14 protein-coding genes and 2 pseudogenes are annotated in these 16559 nt (G+C 46.0%); 15 read left to right on the top strand and 1 reads right to left on the bottom strand.

From position 1 onward, the window contains the following. The first annotated feature begins 274 nt into the window (after positions 1-274). The 7 genes and pseudogenes from L6H65_RS18800 (at position 275) to L6H65_RS18775 (ending at position 8581) form a co-directional block, all read left to right on the top strand. Entirely contained in the window at positions 275-1213 is a 939-nt protein-coding gene (locus tag L6H65_RS18800; protein ID WP_236344195.1) for an ABC transporter ATP-binding protein, read from the top strand. Positions 1214-1218: 5 nt separating this feature from the next. After that, positions 1219-1950, top strand: a complete 732-nt coding sequence (locus L6H65_RS18795; protein WP_236344194.1) for an ABC transporter permease — start codon at positions 1219-1221, stop codon at positions 1948-1950. Beyond that, on the top strand, positions 1947-2633 hold the full coding sequence (locus L6H65_RS18790) for an ABC transporter permease (protein WP_236344193.1): 687 nt from the start codon (positions 1947-1949) through the stop codon (positions 2631-2633). The genes L6H65_RS18795 and L6H65_RS18790 overlap by 4 nt, the downstream gene beginning before the upstream one ends. Before the next feature lie 20 nt (positions 2634-2653). Further along, positions 2654-3742: a sensor histidine kinase gene (locus tag L6H65_RS18785; RefSeq protein ID WP_236344192.1), complete on the top strand. Its 1089-nt coding sequence runs from the start codon at positions 2654-2656 to the stop codon at positions 3740-3742. A 3-nt stretch (positions 3743-3745) separates the two neighbouring features. After that, positions 3746-4354: a response regulator transcription factor gene (locus L6H65_RS18780; RefSeq protein ID WP_236344191.1), complete on the top strand. Its 609-nt coding sequence runs from the start codon at positions 3746-3748 to the stop codon at positions 4352-4354. A gap of 100 nt (positions 4355-4454) precedes the next feature. After that, positions 4455-4700 (top strand): annotated as a pseudogene (locus L6H65_RS26820) (aegerolysin family protein); the annotation flags it as partial. Positions 4701-5149: 449 nt separating this feature from the next. After that, positions 5150-8581 (top strand): immunoglobulin-like domain-containing protein, encoded by a 3432-nt coding sequence (locus L6H65_RS18775; protein WP_236344190.1) that lies wholly within the window; start codon positions 5150-5152, stop codon positions 8579-8581. A 168-nt stretch (positions 8582-8749) separates the two neighbouring features. Here the strand turns inward: L6H65_RS18775 and L6H65_RS18770 are convergent, their stop codons facing one another. Beyond that, entirely contained in the window at positions 8750-9307 is a 558-nt protein-coding gene (locus L6H65_RS18770) for a TetR/AcrR family transcriptional regulator (protein WP_236344189.1), read from the bottom strand. Positions 9308-9442: 135 nt separating this feature from the next. Between L6H65_RS18770 and L6H65_RS18765 the strand changes: the two genes are divergently transcribed. From L6H65_RS18765 to L6H65_RS18730, 8 genes and pseudogenes are all read left to right on the top strand, one after another. Further along, a complete protein-coding gene (locus tag L6H65_RS18765) occupies positions 9443-10687 on the top strand; it encodes an acyl-CoA dehydrogenase family protein (RefSeq protein ID WP_236344188.1) in 1245 nt (414 codons plus the stop codon). Beyond that, the gene (locus L6H65_RS18760) at positions 10684-11298 is read left to right on the top strand and encodes a hypothetical protein (RefSeq protein WP_236344187.1); all 615 of its coding nucleotides are present in this window, start codon (positions 10684-10686) and stop codon (positions 11296-11298) included. The genes L6H65_RS18765 and L6H65_RS18760 overlap by 4 nt, the downstream gene beginning before the upstream one ends. A 108-nt stretch (positions 11299-11406) precedes the next feature. Next, the gene (locus tag L6H65_RS18755; protein ID WP_236344186.1) at positions 11407-12363 is read left to right on the top strand and encodes a quinone oxidoreductase family protein; all 957 of its coding nucleotides are present in this window, start codon (positions 11407-11409) and stop codon (positions 12361-12363) included. Positions 12364-12639: 276 nt separating this feature from the next. Continuing rightward, a complete protein-coding gene (locus L6H65_RS18750) occupies positions 12640-13116 on the top strand; it encodes a GNAT family N-acetyltransferase (RefSeq protein WP_236344185.1) in 477 nt (158 codons plus the stop codon). 378 nt (positions 13117-13494) lie between these two features. Then, complete coding sequence (locus tag L6H65_RS26720; RefSeq protein ID WP_307728370.1) at positions 13495-13695, top strand: hypothetical protein; 201 nt, start codon at positions 13495-13497, stop codon at positions 13693-13695. 107 nt (positions 13696-13802) lie between these two features. Continuing rightward, positions 13803-14348: pseudogene (locus L6H65_RS18740) on the top strand (NAD(P)H-dependent oxidoreductase); the annotation flags it as partial. Between the two features lie 121 nt (positions 14349-14469). After that, positions 14470-15963 carry an SMI1/KNR4 family protein gene (locus tag L6H65_RS18735; protein WP_236344184.1) on the top strand — a complete coding sequence of 498 codons (1494 nt, stop codon included), beginning with the start codon at positions 14470-14472 and terminating at the stop codon, positions 15961-15963. 30 nt (positions 15964-15993) lie between these two features. Then, on the top strand, positions 15994-16521 hold the full coding sequence (locus L6H65_RS18730; RefSeq protein ID WP_236344183.1) for a ClbS/DfsB family four-helix bundle protein: 528 nt from the start codon (positions 15994-15996) through the stop codon (positions 16519-16521). The last annotated feature ends 38 nt before the right edge of the window (positions 16522-16559 follow it).

Here is a 16559-nt window from a genome sequence, read left to right as displayed (position 1 = left end):
GCGCGCATCAGAGAAGAAAAGACGACACTTACAAGGAGGCCGCTTTTTCACGTTTTGTTACTGTTTTTCATTGAACGTAGCTGTCCTCGTTGTTTGCTCCCAACTTTCTTCTTCATCTATTTTTTAAACCACTCCTTTAATTCCTTGATGTCATCAGGGCTGAGTTCTTCATCATCAACCAACGCGGCAAGGAAGTTTTGTGACAAATGTAACTATTTGCCCAATAATCAATATGCCATACTGAAATTAACTCTTAACCGAAAGGATGACGAAGATGACAATCGCCTCCATGCAAGGCGTCCTGAAAAGATACGGCTCCTACGTAGCGCTTGATTATATTGATCTAGATATTAATGAAGGGGAAATTGTCGGCTTGCTTGGCCCCAACGGAGCAGGTAAAACGACGCTAATTCAAACGTTGACCGGCATGCTCCCTGCCGATAAAGGCAAGATCTCGCTATTCGGTCAGTCGCAAAATCCATTTTCTAACGCCAATAAGGAAAAGTTGGGCCTCGTTACACAAGAGGTTGCCATATTCGAGGAACTAACCGCCAAGGAATGCCTCCATTTTTTTGCCGGCGTGTATGGATTGCGCGGAGAAGAGAAGAAACGGAGAGTGGTAGAAGCGCTGGAATTTGTCGGCCTTACCGATCAGGCGGACAAGATACCGCACAAATTTTCCGGCGGTATGAAACGCCGACTCAACATCGCTTGTGCGCTGACTCATCGTCCCAAATTTCTTATTATGGACGAACCGACCGTCGGCATCGATCCTCAGTCAAGAAATCATATTTTGGAATCGGTCAAAAAACTTCGCGACCAAGGCACAACCATTTTATACACAACCCATTATATGGAGGAAGTCCAGGAAATCGCTTCCCTCGTCATTATTATCGACCAGGGCCAAGTCATTAAAGAAGGCACAGTGCAGCAGCTCATTCAAACGATTCAACATGAAGAAAAGGTCAAATTCGATCTCTCTGATCCCGGCATGATTCCGCTCGGCAAATTAGAAAAAATTACAGGCGTACGACAAGTTATCATCTCTGGAAGTCAAATTACGGTTATATCCACAGCCGGTACCGGGAATCTCGACCGTATTTTGTCTGTCGTCAAGGAACATTCCAGCGTGCTCGGCATTCAAGCCGACAAGCCCAATCTGGAGGATGTTTTTCTCACATTGACGGGCAAACAATTAAGAGATAAGGGGTAATAACGATGAGAGTTCTCTCAACAACGAAATTTACGATGCTGCGGCTGGTCCGCAATTATATCGTGCTGCTATTACTACTTATCGTTCCCATTGCACTTCTTACAATATTTTCTTTTATCCTGTCAGGAATGACGAATGATGAAGGAAATCCTTATTTTAATGAAACTGCGCTGACGATGGTACTTACTTTTCAGCTTTTTGGTGGTTCGACGGTTATGCACTATTTGAATTATGATTTGTTTACGCTCAACCGAGAGCGCATGTTTGTTGCGCCATTTAATCGAACAATGTATGCTTTGTCGATCATGATGTTTGGCTCTATCTTCTCGGTGTTGCTTGGCATTGTCCTAATGATCTACAGCCAATTTGCCCTCGGCATGGTATGGAACAACTGGGCTTGGACCATTTATCTGATATCGTTGATGTCCGTATTATCAAGCATTGTATGTGTCATTTTCACCTGTGTTGTGAAAAAGTTCAAGCTGGCGGAACGGTTAAGCGAAATATATGGCGTTGGCTTTGTCATGCTGGCCGGACTGTTCTTTCCAATGCCGCAAAATGCGGTGTTTGATTTTCTGGGATCTTACGGAAACCCCCTCACTCTGTCGATCGGCGCCGTGAGGGCAGGAGGCAACGGGAATTGGGCAGAAGCTTGGCTTCAAGCTAATATTTTATTGGCGGCGATTGTCACCCTGTTCCTCGTAATGATCGTTGTGGGAAGAAGGCGGTTAAAGTGACGATATTTTATTTTACCTTAAAAAGAAGCTTTGGCACCCTCACTAACCTTATTTTTTTGACCCTTGCCCCGATTGCGTGCATTTTTTTTCCGGCTGGGGAAGCTTGGCCGCTGCTACCATACGGCTACCAATATTTCGGTATTATAATCCTTTTTGTTGCAATCCGATTAACCCAAATTATTCTTGAAGACCGGGCCAAAGGAGTCATCAAACGATTATCCGTTGCCCCAATCCGTTATTTTCACTATTTAAGTCAAAATTTACTTGCTTATTCCGTTATTCTAATTTTACAATGTGCCATTGTCATTGTTGGCGGATTACTATGGGGACAGGAGTTGTATCGGCCATTCGCCCTTTTCGCTCTGTATATATCCTTCAGTTTCACGGCGCTGGCTATTGCGTTAGCCTGGATTTCAATTTTTCGTAATAAGGATATCGCGTTTCTGGTCTATATGTCGCTTATTTTCCTTATGGTATTGTTGGGAGGTATCATGATGCCTCTCGAAATGTTTCCGGACCTGATGAAGCGAATAGCCGTTATTCTCCCGACATTTTGGTTTGCTGAAGGTCTGAATTGGGTCGTTTATGGGCAACAAACCTCTGATTTTATGTTGATTAATGGTATGCTGTGGGTGTACACTCTTGTATTTCTTGTATTGGGCAGCACCCGTAAGATGCAATAAATCGGGAGGGAGGAATTGGGATGAAATCGTGGATGGAGCCGATACGGTTTGTCAACGGCTGGCGTTTGCTCAACATTGGCTTTCTTGTGTATTTTTGGATTAGCGGCGACCTCGCGGCGAACGAATTCATCCTGCTCCTGCTTCTAATTCTAATTCTCCTGACAAGCTTGCGTTGGCGGTTCAACTTGCCGGCCTGGTCCGTTGCGCTGGATGCCTTCGTCTGCTTCCTCTACTTTCCTTATAATGCAGTTAGTTATTACGGACTGGCGCTGCCAATTTTTGAGCTGGCGCAACGCGGCAAGTGGCCCCTCTCCCTATTGTTTTTCCTCGGATTATTTCTTGTGCCGTTCCCTTCCGCATGGCTGTTCTGGTATTTTGTCCTGGCCTTGTTTGTTGGGCTTTTTTCTTATGCCTACTCACTCAACCAACAGAAATATATGGAAGAGGCTGATGAGCAGCGCAGAGCCAGATATGAGCTGGAACGGATAAAAATTGACCTGCTTGCTGCCCAACAATCGGTTGCGCAGCAAGCAGAGTTGATGGAGCGTTACCGGATCGCACGGCAGCTTCACGATCATTTAGGACATGACTTGACCGGAGCCGCGTTGGCGCTGCAAGCGTATGAGTACGTTGAGGAGGCTGAGGAGGCGCGCAACCTGCTGCAAGAGGTCAAGCGGCGACTCGAGCGCAGTACGCGAAACCTGAGAGAGACCGTGTATAACGAAACCCCTATCACCCCAATCGGTGTTGAAAATTTGGAGTATGTGGCACTCAATTTTCAGCAAGTGAGAATCTCATTTCGAAAATCGGGCGACTTGCTGCGCGTTGCGGCTTATCATTGGGGGCTGCTGGAAGCTTGCTTAAAGGAAGCTTTAACCAATATCGCCCGCCATAGCGATGCAACAAAGGTCGAAGTAAAGGTTCAGGCTGCGGGATCAATTATCCGGCTGCATGTGCAGGATAACGGGACAGTTCGACAGAGCAGGTTACCCGGAAGCGGGCTGAGAAGTCTGAAAATGAGGGCGCGCTCATTGGGGGGCAGCTTGTCAGTCAGCGGGGACAACGGGTTTTTGCTCGTATGTGTGCTTCCGCTGAGAGAGGAGGCATAAGTGGTGAAGCTGTTAATTGTTGATGATGACCCGCTCGTTTGTCAAAGCCTGCAGTTGTTGCTTGGAAAAGAGACGGATTTCGAGGTGCTCGGCGTTGCTTACAACGGTTGGGAGGCGATTGAGATGTGCGGACGGCAGCCCGACGTCATTCTAATGGATATCCAGATGCCAGTCATGGATGGTATTGAAAGCACAAAAAAAATTAAGCAGCAGTTTCCCGGCATTCAAATTATGATGCTTACAACTTTCCAGGATGAGAGAAACATCAGACTGGCTTTACATGCAGGCGCGATAGGTTATCTGCTCAAATCGTCCACCATTGAAAATATGGCTAATCAAATTCGGGCAATGTCATCTGGATCGACCGTCTTGAGTCCCGATGTGCTAAAAGCGATCATGGAACCAAACAGAGAGGATCTGCAGGAATTGACCGAACGGGAAAAAGATATTGTCGAACTGGTGGCGCGAGGCTTGTCCAACCAAGAAATCAGTGAACAGTTATACCTGAGCATAGGAAGTGTGCGCAACATGCTGACGGTAATTCTTGACAAGCTGGAGCTTCGCGACCGCACACAGCTGGCGATTTATTATTGGCAGGGGAAACAGCAGTGAGCGGTAAAACGGTTCCTTCAAGCCCACGGAGCGGAAACTTTGAGTAGGCACACTGAGAAATTTGAACGGAACAGCTTGACTTGTTACCGACCAGGTCGACAAGTCACAGTCGCTTGAATGGGGGAGGCTGTACAATTTAGGTGATAGAGACAACGAAATCAGTGCCGAATCGCTCAACGGAACCGTTATTAAAGCGGGCGAAAGGCTTTGGATTTGCGCATGCGGTCGCAGTTGGTCTCCATCCGGAACGGAAGGAAGCTTCCAGCTATTTGACCCTGAGAACAAGTTGATTGGCACGTATTCCTGGGATTGCCCCTTAGGTCAAAGAATACCCGATATTAATTGACGTATCCCATCTTACGCAACAAACATAGGATGATGCAAGAAAGAAGTGCCTGACCACGATTTCCGTAGTCAGGCCTTTTCATTAGATAGATTTAATTAACACGGTTTATCGGGTGTTCAGGATTATGCGGGGGAGAACCTTATCTCAGAGCACACCCGTACAGAATAAGCGGTCTCAGTGCCTCTGCAAGAGTAGACGTACCAGAATCCGATAAACCAGTTAGCCAGATCATTCGACGCATAGCTCGTCATATACCATGTACAAATTAACAAATTGTAATTCAAATCACAATAATATCGGTAAATGTTTTTTATAATTAAAGGTAATGCGGATCTAAAGAGGGGGAGAGTTCTTTTTATTGAATATGGTCCATATTATTAATCTTTAATAATCTACTTGACGCAGTAATGATAGAATAAACGAACTGGAATCCATTTAGCAGAGGAGAAATGAGAAGAACTATGGCTTGGGGACATACAGAAAAGAAGCAAGGTAATTTCGGCCCTACGACGTCTTGGATGGTCCGCCTTTTGCTGGCATTGATACTTGCGCTTGTGCCGATACTTGCCGCGCTGCCTGCTTCGGCAGCGGCTGCCGATGCGCCTGACCAAACATCAGGAGCAGGGGATCCGGGGAGCTCGTATCGGGCGAACGGTCTTGCTCAAAGCTTTACGGCAGGCAAGTCCGGCTATTTGAATCAAATTGACTTGTATATGGCGGATTATGGGAGCTCGGGAATTGTGTTCACGCTTAGTATCTATGCAGGACAAAGCGTGTCCGGAACGGCGCTTGCTTCAGCGACTTTTGGCAGCAGCAATATTCCGTACAATCCGGGAGGCTGGCTGTCCGTTTTGTTCGATCAGCCGGCACAGGTGCAGGCAGGACAGCAGTATACGATGCACTTAACGTCTTCCATCGGTGATACACCGCAAACGACATGGAAGATTTATGCGACCGACGTATATGCAGGAGGAAGAGCTTATACTGCTTCCAGTTGGTCTGATTATGACATGGGCTTCACCACTTATGTCGGTGACTCTCCAAGGGATTTTACGACTGCGCTCGCCGTGTCTCCCATAACCGGTACATACGGCCAAACGATAATAATATCGGCGACGCTGACAACTCCGGAAGGGCCGCTTGCAGGAAAGAGAGTTAATGTCTACATTGACGGAAGCTCTATAGGATACTTGACGACGAATTCAACGGGTTACGGTTCAGGCAGCTATTCACTTAGACAAGCCGCAGGAAGCTATGAACTGAAAGTATCGACAGCAGCTTCGTATCCTTACCCTGCGGTGGAGCAGACAACAACGCTTACGGTCAACAAAGCCTCGCTCACTGTAACGCCTAACAATGCGACTAGACCATATGGAACGTCTAATAGCAATTTCACAATGGGCTTTAGCGGATTAATGGCATGGGACACGGCTGCCTCGCTCGGACAGCCGGTGTATTCGACGTCCGCTGACGCATCCAGCCCAATCGGCAATTATGACATAATAGCCAGCGGTTTGACATCAACGAAGTACACAATCATCTATTCGCCGGGCACTTTAAATGTGACACAAGCGCCCTTAACCGTCTCTGCTGCGGATCAATCCCGGACATATGGACAAAGCAATCCGTCTTTGACCGGTTCGATCACTGGTCTTGTGAATGGAGATGCTATTCTGGCGTCCTATTCGACAGCAGCAGTCGTATCAAGCCCAGCGGGATCGTATCCGATCGTTCCGGCATTATCTGATCCGGGGGGCAAGCTGAATAATTATCATGTTGTTATTGAGGAAGGCGAGCTGACGGTTACAAAATCTGAGCTTCGCGTTGCGCCCAATTCGGCGTCTCGATGGGCTGGCAATGTGAATCCACAGTTAGAAGGCACGCTTACAGGCGTAGTCGCCGGCGATGACATTACGGCAGAGTACGGGACGGCAGCGACGGAGGACAGCCCAGCGGGCGAATATGATGTGACCGCTCAGTTCCTTGATCCTTTCAATCGCTTGTCTAATTACGACATCATTGCCGGAACTGGCAAACTGACTGTTTATGATGCTCCAAAGCCGGAATTTGCCCAGGGGGAGACGGTCAATTCGGTGAAATCGGACATCGTGCTGCCGAATGTTGACGCCGCAGGCCACCCGATCCGTTGGACATCTTCGGACAGCAGCTTGCTTGACGAAACAACGGGCACCGTGCATCGGCCGTCTTACTCTGATGGGGACTCGAATGTCACACTGGAGGCATCGGTCGATGCGAACCAAACGACATATAAAGCGGTTTATGCTTTAACGATCATCGCTGCCGATATGACGGACGAAGAGGCGGTAGTCCGAGACATGGCGCTTCTTGCTATCGGCTTCGCTGACGGAGATGATGAGACCCATGTGCGCAAAGGGCTGACGCTTCCCGCTGCTGGGAATAACGGTTCTATAATCACATGGGCTTCGAGCCGGGAGCAGCTGATCGATCCTGCAGATGGCACGGTTGCGCGGCCTTCGTTCGAGACCGGAGACCAATCGGTTAAGTTAACGGCAACGGTAACGAAAGGGCAAGAATCGGACAGCCGCCAATTTCAATTGACCGTACTGCGGCAAGACCGCAATGTTGTGGTGGAGCCAGTGGAGCCAGTGGAGCCAGTACAGCCAGTGCAGCCAGTACAGCCAGTACAGCCAGTACAGCCAGTACAGCCAGTACAGCCAGTACAGCCGCCTCAATCGGCCGCCGTCTTTATCGATTTTATCACTGCGGATAACCAGAAGGAGCGGGTTAATCTTACGGCGTCTGATGTGAAATCCGGATTTTTTGCAGTGGAGAAGAAAACGGCTGCGGGATATTTCGATTTGAGCGGAGACACGGTACAGGAACTGCTCCGATTGAACCCTGCATTTGCTATTCAAGTCTCGACGGCTGCCGGCGTCATGAAGCTGCCTGTTTCGGAGCTCGCTGCAGCTGCAAATAGGCAAGAGGCAGGCAATAGTGGCGAAAAGGTCAAATATGCCATTTATGCAGGGGAGACCGTTGCGCCTGCTCCTTTATTGGCGGATCTACGCGCCCTGAGCGCTGAGATGCTGTCTGCTCCTGTTCAGTTCAAGGTTGTCATGAGGGTTGGCGACGGAGCTGGAACGGTTATTGATGTATTAGGCGGCAAAGCTGAAAGGCGCATTGTGATTCCAAATGCAAACGGCGCAGACCAGGTAGTGGCCGTGTGGAATGAGCAGCTTCGGAAGCTGCAATATGTTCCAGTCCGATATGAAAAGAACGGTGGTCAAACCTTCGCGTTACTCTCCAGCATCAGCGACGGTTTGTACGTGAACATCATAAAGCGGGAAATCTTAGCCGATATGCAAGGCCACTGGGCGAGAAACGAAGCGGAGAAGCTGGCATCCATGCTTATTATTGAAGGTAAAGGGAAGGGGCGCTTCGACCCGAGCGCTGGCTTAACCCGAGCGGAGACGGCAGCACTGCTCGTCAGGGCAATTGGAATCGGAACGTCAGTCCAGCCTGCGAATTTTTCCGATATTGCTGGGCAATGGTATGAAGCGGTGGTTTCCTCGGCCGCATCGGTTGGATTTGTGACCGGATACGAGGACGGAAGCTTTCGTCCGAATGATTTTGTCACAAGGGAGGAACTGGCGGCCATCTTTGCGAGGGCGATCACTTACGTTAGCGGCGCCGCCTTCAACGCAGACGAGGGAGGGATAGAATTGCTGAACGATTCAGGCGAGGTATCGAATTGGGCTGTCGGAGCTGTACAGCAAATGGTTTCCAGCGGCATCGTGATAGGCGACAAAGAGGGCAATTTCAGACCGGATCAAACCGCAACCCGAGCAGAAATGGCAATTATGCTGAGCCGTCTGCTTGGCAAGCTTGGATATATGTAAAAAAGTTGCTGGCGGCTGTATTTAACAGTCGCCAGTTTTTTTGCGTTCGATTACAACTAACAGTATTCGGTATGTTGTTATAGGGATGGACGAGCGATCGGCTGCCGTTGTCCGTTGAAGTAACAGAGGATAGTTGGAACAGTCACTCATCAGTAAGAAAATACGAGGTTATTCTGCGAATTTCCATTCTGAAAAGATATTCATCTTTTTAAATAATTCTTCGTCATCGATAGGCATTTTGCTCTCAATCCACCAAGTTACCACACCAAGCACGGCTCCAAGGTAGGCCTCTATTTTAATTTGCATGTCGATGGAATTCTCTTCAATCGAATTGTGCTCCACCAAGTATTCCTTCATGCCCCTCCCCATCTCTCTGCGCAACAGATTTCTCAAGGAATCTCTCTCTTCGGCTAAAAGAATGGAAAACAATTTCTTATGTTTCATTGCTAAAGAAAATAATTCCCTGAAATTATCGGATGGAGAAAAGGATGCATCGACAAGGCCCTTAAATTCTTCCTCAGCAATTTGCTGCATAGCACGTGAAAGTAAATCGAATTTGTCCTGAAAATGTGTGTAGAACGTAGTTCGATGTACCATCGCTAGATCACAGATCTGCTTCACCGTTATATTCCCAAACGACTGTTTTTCCATTAAATTTAACAGCGCATTGTATAAAAGCTTATGAGTTCTTCTGACTCGAAGGTCTTCGGTTGTTTTATTGTCCATGACAGATTCCTCTCTCTGTATCGTTTTTCGACATATCTACGATTTTATCGGTTGTTGAAATCAATTATACATTATACCATTTACCCTATAAATACATCTTAAATATACAGGTGTATAATTAGGGAGTGGATATTAATGACCAATTTAAGTACAGAATGTCAACTCACTGCTCTTGAACAGCAATTGCTAAACAATGCTGCCGAGTTAGTTCCCTATCTGCAGAAGCTCGGTACTATTATTGATGAAGAACGACATATTCCTGATGAAGTGTTTCAAAAAATTTCGGATGCGGGGCTGTTTAAGCTTGGCACACCGAAAGAGTACGGGGGTTATGATGTTAGTATCCGTGCCATGGTCGAGATTGTTTCCGAGGTGTCCAAAGGGAATGGTTCTGTTGGCTGGGTCGTTCAAATCATCAATGGAAATAACTATAATGCATCACTATCATTACCTTCCGACGTATTAGATTCAATTAATAACCAGGTGGAGGAGATACGCTTTTGTTCTGTCCTGCTGGCACGTAAAGCGGTCGTGAAGAAGGTAGATGGAGGGTATTTAGTAGAGGAAGGCTTTTGGGGGTTCGGTTCAGGTTCAAAGCAGGCCACCCATGCTTTATTAAACTTGAAGGACGGAAAGTCCATGCAAGAAGGCAAGGCTATGGAGATGATGCTGGCCGTTGTTCCGATGAGTGAGGTCACGATTGTTGACGATTGGTATACGATGAGTTTGAAAGGATCCGCAAGTAATAGTCTGGAACTCAAAAATGTGTTTATACCCGACCAATATGTCATCACCCAAGAAATGCATCAGGGAGGTGCGTTGCCTGCCCAGTTGAAGAGGCGTGACAGATACAGACCTTACGCGCAGCTAATTATCAGCATCACAACGGGAATAAGCGCAATTCTCGGACTCGCCAGAGGGGCTGTCGAGTATTTTGTTGAAAAAGCACCTAACAAGGGAATTTCAATGACGGTCCATACTTCTCAAGCGGCAGTGGGTCATATTCAGTATAAAGTAGGACTTGCGGCTATGAAGGTCGAATCCGCGCATCTTCATATCAGTCGAACCATTGACAATCTGGAGCGTCACGTGCAAAAGACAGAACCATTTCGTTTAAAGGAAATGGCACAGCTGCAGACAGATATGACCTATGCAGCCATGCTGTGCTGGGAAGCCGTAGATCTGCTAATGGCAGAGAGCGGAGGGAGTGTCATTGCTGATTCCAATCGTTTGTCTCAAATATTCCGGGACATTAGAGGCGGTTCCAATCATGCGCTGACTACAGCATCGACTGGACTGGAGCTATACGGAAGAGTACTGATGGGTTTGCCTCCACAGCATGTCATGACATTAGGTGCCGCAAGGGGGAGGGGCACATGATTCTCTCCCCCTCTCTCCGTAAGCTTGTACTCACTGTACATGTGATTACTACCATGGGATGGATCGGCTCCGCAGCCGCTTATATACCCATAGCCGCCTATGTCCTAAACAATCAAGATGCCGATATGGTACGATCCGCTATCCAAATCATGTCCTTGATTGCTAATTTTATTGTTGTCCCCGTGGCTTTTGCATCGCTGCTCACCGGAGTTGCGTTATCACTTGGCACTAGGTGGGGGTTGTTCCGTCATTATTGGATCCTTTTTAAGCTTTTGTTTACCGTTTTAGCCGTGGTTATGTTGGTCGCATATATACAAGAACTGAGCCATGCGGCATCCATAGCATCAAAAAGTACATTGTCGAACACCGAAATAAGTATTTTGAAGGATTCGATTCACATCGTACACCCAAGTGGAGGATTGTTGATCGTGCTTGTGGCAACAGTCTTGTCGGTGTACAAACCAAAAGGTATGACCAGGCATGGATGGCGCAAGCAACTGGAAATCAAAAGCAGCACCGTGCCTTATACAATACCAATCTGGATAAAAATGGTTGGCTCCGCAGTCGTCATTTTGCACCTATTAATCGTTGCTTTAATCCTTTTCAATTAGGGATTTAATTAGAGGCGGTTCCAACCATACGCTGACTACAGCATCGACTGGACTGGAGCTATACGGAAGAGTACCGCTAATTTTAAGTGAAAGAAGGGTGCACTAACTATGAGAGCAGCAATTGTAATGGAAAAAGGAGCAACTCCCGTAATGGGTCATTTTGATCCCCCCGTTGCGACAGATGGGCAAGTTATAATCGACGTTTCGGCAACAGCCTTGAGTCGAGTTAGCAAGTTTCGTTCGATGGGTATGCACTACTCATCTGATGTTAACTTTCCAATCGTAGCCGGTATTGATGGTGTTGGAACTTTGGAAGACGGGTCGCGTGTTTACTTTGCGCTGCCTACCGCACCATATGGCAGTTTGGCTGAGCAAACAATTGTCAATGAAAAGCTGACTGTCCGTTTACCAGATGGAATTGATGATCTCACTGCCGCCGCCATCGCTAACCCAGCGATGTCGTCATGGGCTGCATTGGTATTTCGGGCTGGCTTCAAATCCGGCCAAACGGTATGGATTAATGGTGCTACGAGTGCATCCGGTAGTTTAGCCGTTCAGATTGCTAAGGGACTGGGAGCCAAGAAGATTATTGTAACGGGACGCAACGAATCGAAGTTGCAAGCACTTGAAGCTGATGAGGCCATTGCATTTGATATGACAGTCAACAACGGACAAACAATGTTTGAAAACGCCATTATGCCAGTTGTTGCTGAAGGAGTTGATGTTATACTGGATTACCTTTGGGGCGACAGCGCATTAGCTATCATGTCAGCGCTTGCTAAGACGAATACGGATCGTGCAACCCGCTTTGTAACCATTGGAACTTCATCTGGCCAAGAAAGCATACACTTACCTTCAACTATTTTGCGCTCATCAACAATCGAACTCGTAGGCAGCGGAGATAAGAGTGTGTCTAAAGCTGATCTGCTATCCGCTGTTAGAGGTGTTTTTGAAATGGCCGCCAAGGGGAAGATAACAATTGCCACAAAAGAGTTCGCTCTAGAAGATATTGAAGAGGCTTGGAATGCCCCGCTGACCCCTCGTCCAGTTGTAATGTTGCGATAAATATAGAAAATAGATCTTTAAGCGCTTATCGTTGGCATCGTGCTATCCTGCAGTGGGTTTGGAAAGAGTTTTACAGGTCATAGGTTTGGGATGGGCTACGCTAGGTGGAAAAGTCGTCACAAACGGGCTTCTGGGGGTGACGCCCTAAAAAAGACATGGATAAATAGTAGTCTATAAAAAAATTCAACATAAGTCTATTACTTTTTTTGAATAAACTGTAATGTTATTTATGCTGCCGCGGCGCAATACGATAAAGGATGAAGGGAGAAGACCTGCATGATTTCGCTCAGAAAAATCACACTGGAAAACCGGCGTGCCATGTTTAATTTGGAAGTTTCAGAGGACCAACGGCGCTTTGTCGCGTCTAATCTGTCAAGCGTGGCTTCTTGTTATGTCCTTGTAACAAATGGGGGAAATCCATTCCCATTTGTCATTTATGCGGATGAGCGGCCCGTAGGGTTTGTTATGTTGGCTTATGGAATCACCGGATACGAAGAACCGTCAATCGCAGAAGACAACTATTGCATCATGCGACTGATGATTGACAAGCAATACCAGAACCAGGGTCATGGTCGGGAAGCCATGAGAAAAATCTTGGAATTTATCCGCACCTTTCCTGCAGGGCCAGCACAATATTGCTGGATCTCTTATAAATCCGATAACATCTCTGCCAAAAAGCTTTATGAAAGCTTCGGCTTCCGTGACAACGGGGAAGTCTTCAACAACGAATCAATATCGGTATTGCGACTCTAAACGCATTATACAGGGCGGCTTCCATTTAAGAAATATTTTGGAGGCGAATGGCCGATAGACCGTTATAGACTGGACGAACGGACAATTAGCAGATCGATTTGCAGCCAGTTGGCGGGCAAGCATATATTTGTCGTAGTTGCCGATGTTGATGAATCGGGCGGTAAACAGACGGTTAGCAATATTGAAAAAAACGGTGGCAGAGCGCAATTTGTCAGACAGGGCTCGGCCCGTCGCCAACGGCGGCAGCTTACGCGACAACCAAACACGCCATTGTCGGGTTAACGACCTCTCGAAGCGGAAGCGTTCGGAGTCAAGGTAAGCGCGCTATGCCCTACGTTCGTGAATACGCCGATCTTCTCCAACGGCGAAGGGATTAACATGGACAAAGAGCTGATATCAGCACAATTGAAGAAGAAGAAGATGATGATGAGTCCCGAGCAGTTTGCGCGCATTGCGTTAAAGGGGCTTGAGCAAAATCAAACGATTGTGTGTCCGATGCCGCTGCGGCGGACAATGAATATTTTCTTCATCCTTTTCCTTGCCGTTCACCGGAAGCTGATAAGGTACTTCTGTAAATGACTCGGTGCTAAATGAAACGGACTAGCGTAGTGTCGAACGCTAGTCCGTTTCTGTTTGTTCATTTTTCTCCCTCATGAGCTGCTTTCGCTCGATATGGGGCCACTTACATCACCGCACATCCCCTTGATTCTCAAGAATCATTTAGCCTCACGGTAGGCAAACAATTTATTGAAACGTACAGTGAAGCTAATCCAACAGATGAAGTTGTTCATTTGGATCTGTACAAAGAGAATATTCCGCAATTCGATGCTGATGTTTTACGTGGTTGGGGAAAGCTTCGGTCGGGTTCATCTTTCGATCAACTGTCTGATGCTGAGAAATCAAAAGTAGCTCGTCTAGAGGCAATTGTTGATCAATACGTGGCTGCTGATAAGTACGTGTATGTTTCACCCATGTGGAATTTCTCGATCCCACCGATTTTGAAAGCATACACGGATGCGACTTCAATTCCGGGCAAGACTTTCAAATATCCCCAAAATGGTCCCGTAGGTCTGTTGCCCGGCAAGAAAGCCTTACACATTCAGGCTAGTGGCTCTGTTTATTCGGAAGGTCCTCTTGCTCCAATTGAAATGGGATACAGCTATCTTACTAAGGTTTTACAGTTCTATGGGATTCAATCTCTTGAAGCAATATTTGTTGAAGGAACGGCATCATTATAAAACATAAATGTTGCTGTATTCTAAATATGGATAAACAGATGGACTATGCTACTATAAAATTAGCTTTCGATCGTTTACTGGAACTATTAGGACTCTGTTGAATGGGGGATACTACATGTCATTAGATAATGAAAAAGAAGAGTGTTTACTTATCGAGATATTAAAATCGCATATTTCAAATGTAGAGGAATTACTGAATCCAGCAGTTGAGGAATCAGAAATAAACCTTTTTGAGAGCATGATGAACTGCAAATTTCCAGAAGATTTCAGAAAGTTATACATGAACTCCAATGGAGAAGGAGAGCAGATTTTTGGCGTTATGGCGGGGCTTGGTTGGATGAACATGGAATCGATAGCAAGTAACTGGAAGTCCCTTTTGGAATCAGCTTACGATATTATATCCAGCAAACCAGATGAAATAAAAGATGGGAACTACAGAGAGGGCTGGATTCCTTTTGCAGAAGATGGTGGAGGCTCATTTTTGGCAATTGATTTAGACCCCGGAGAAAAGGGGGTTTATGGGCAAATTATAACGATAGATCACAATTCTGATTTTTCCTATGTTATTGCGGAGAGCTTAGGGCATTTCTTTGCATTTATCGATTCGAGCCTCAGAAATGGCAGTCTTAGTATGAGGGAAGAAGATGATGTCATCATATTAACCCGGGAAAGTGGAAGCTTGTTTGATGATATTTTGGCTTTGACCAAAATAGATATCGAGGAGAACAGCCTGATTGCTGTAAGCGGATTTTGGGAAGAGTATTTTAAAGATGATCTTGAGAATGGTTTTGTATCAACAAAAACATTGGCAAAAAAGAGAATGGTATTTATTAGAGCTGATCAAGCTCAGAAATACGGGTCAGTATCTTTGGATATTTTAACCCATATGGTTAATCTTAAAGAATTGATTATACATGCCGATGAAATTACTAATTTCGATGTGCTTAAACAGTTACCTTCTTTAGCAGAACTTATAATAGGATCAGAAGCTTTTACAGAGTCAGATTTGGAGTACTTAGTTTCTTTAGAGGGGTTAAGGCAGCTGACATTAATAGGACTTCCATTAAAAGATATAAATAAACTGAAAGATATAAAGAAATTAAAGAGCTTAAGATTGTGTAGAATGAACGCTATCGACAGCGAATTAATAGGAACTTTAAAAAATTTGAAGGAATTAAGTTTAGAAGAAATGGAAGTAGGCGACCTGCACTATATTTCAAATCTTAGCAAGTTAATAAAACTGGAGCTCAAACAAGTGACAATACCACATTTATCTTTCTTAAAAGGTTTAAGAAATCTAACGTTTTTTGAGACGGATAGCTGTGCAAAAGATGAATCGCATATAGAGTTTTCAAGAGAATTGAAGAAATTAAAGCAATTCATTTATCCAGTTGGAGATTTATCAATATTCAAAAATTGTATGAGTCTAGAGCAGATTGGAGTAGATGCATCAAGACTTAAAGGGTTGGATGAAATTTCAGCGTGTAATCTAGACGGCATAACTATATTTCATGCAACATCGGAGGAACACGCAAAATCCGTAGTTGCTGAGTTTAATAAATACTTCAAGCTTCAGTCCTATGGATGGCAGGTAACATGGAAGGATTGATGGGATTTACTTACCGGAGGAGTGAGTGCTGTGGCAAGCTATGAATATACGTCCAAACAGGATTTGATGAAGACGATCCACTCTCATTATATGTTGCTGGATGCCGAGTTTGGCGGGATCGACAACAGTCAGAAGGATATTCGGATACCCGAAGTGGATAAAACACCCGCCGAGATCATTGCCTACCAGCTTGGCTGGCTTGATCTGGTGATGGGCTGGGACAAGGATGAAAAGGAAGGTCGACCCATTCTCATGCCATCTCCCGACTATAAATGGAACCAGCTTGGCGGACTGTATCAGTCCTTTTACGACAAATATACCGTGTATTCCCTGACCGATCTGCGGGACTTATTCCGGCAGGCAGAGCAGCAATGGCTTGACTGGATCAATACATTGACCGAGGAAGAGCTGTTTACCCAAGGCATCCGCAAATGGACAGGCAGCAAGGAAAACTGGCCTATGGTCCGGTGGATTCACATCAATTCGTCGGCCCCGTTCAAAACCTTTCGGGCAAAAATTAGAAAGTGGAAAAAATATATAGGGGAACATGAGGAATAGGGGCGATTGAATGATGGAAAGGCACTAAGGAGATTGGA

Origin of the sequence: Paenibacillus plantiphilus (genome assembly GCF_927798095.1) — a bacterium.
Taxonomy (GTDB): Bacteria; Bacillota; Bacilli; order Paenibacillales; family Paenibacillaceae; genus Paenibacillus_Z; species Paenibacillus_Z plantiphilus.
This window is presented reverse-complemented; position numbering and strand designations above follow the sequence as displayed.

Bases quoted from the DNA above. Each gene is read 5' to 3' on its own strand.
- L6H65_RS26720 (WP_307728370.1), top strand. From the start codon at position 13,495: ATGGACAAAGAGCTGATATCAGCACAATTGAAGAAGAAGAAGATGATG.
- L6H65_RS18755 (WP_236344186.1), top strand. From the start codon at position 11,407: ATGAGAGCAGCAATTGTAATGGAAAAAGGAGCAACTCCCGTAATGGGT.
- L6H65_RS18770 (WP_236344189.1), bottom strand. From the start codon at position 9,307: ATGGACAATAAAACAACCGAAGACCTTCGAGTCAGAAGAACTCATAAG.
- L6H65_RS18800 (WP_236344195.1), top strand. From the start codon at position 275: ATGACAATCGCCTCCATGCAAGGCGTCCTGAAAAGATACGGCTCCTAC.
- L6H65_RS18785 (WP_236344192.1), top strand. From the start codon at position 2,654: ATGAAATCGTGGATGGAGCCGATACGGTTTGTCAACGGCTGGCGTTTG.
- L6H65_RS18765 (WP_236344188.1), top strand. From the start codon at position 9,443: ATGACCAATTTAAGTACAGAATGTCAACTCACTGCTCTTGAACAGCAA.
- L6H65_RS18735 (WP_236344184.1), top strand. From the start codon at position 14,470: ATGTCATTAGATAATGAAAAAGAAGAGTGTTTACTTATCGAGATATTA.
- L6H65_RS18775 (WP_236344190.1), top strand. From the start codon at position 5,150: ATGAGAAGAACTATGGCTTGGGGACATACAGAAAAGAAGCAAGGTAAT.
- L6H65_RS18760 (WP_236344187.1), top strand. From the start codon at position 10,684: ATGATTCTCTCCCCCTCTCTCCGTAAGCTTGTACTCACTGTACATGTG.
- L6H65_RS18750 (WP_236344185.1), top strand. From the start codon at position 12,640: ATGATTTCGCTCAGAAAAATCACACTGGAAAACCGGCGTGCCATGTTT.
- L6H65_RS18795 (WP_236344194.1), top strand. From the start codon at position 1,219: ATGAGAGTTCTCTCAACAACGAAATTTACGATGCTGCGGCTGGTCCGC.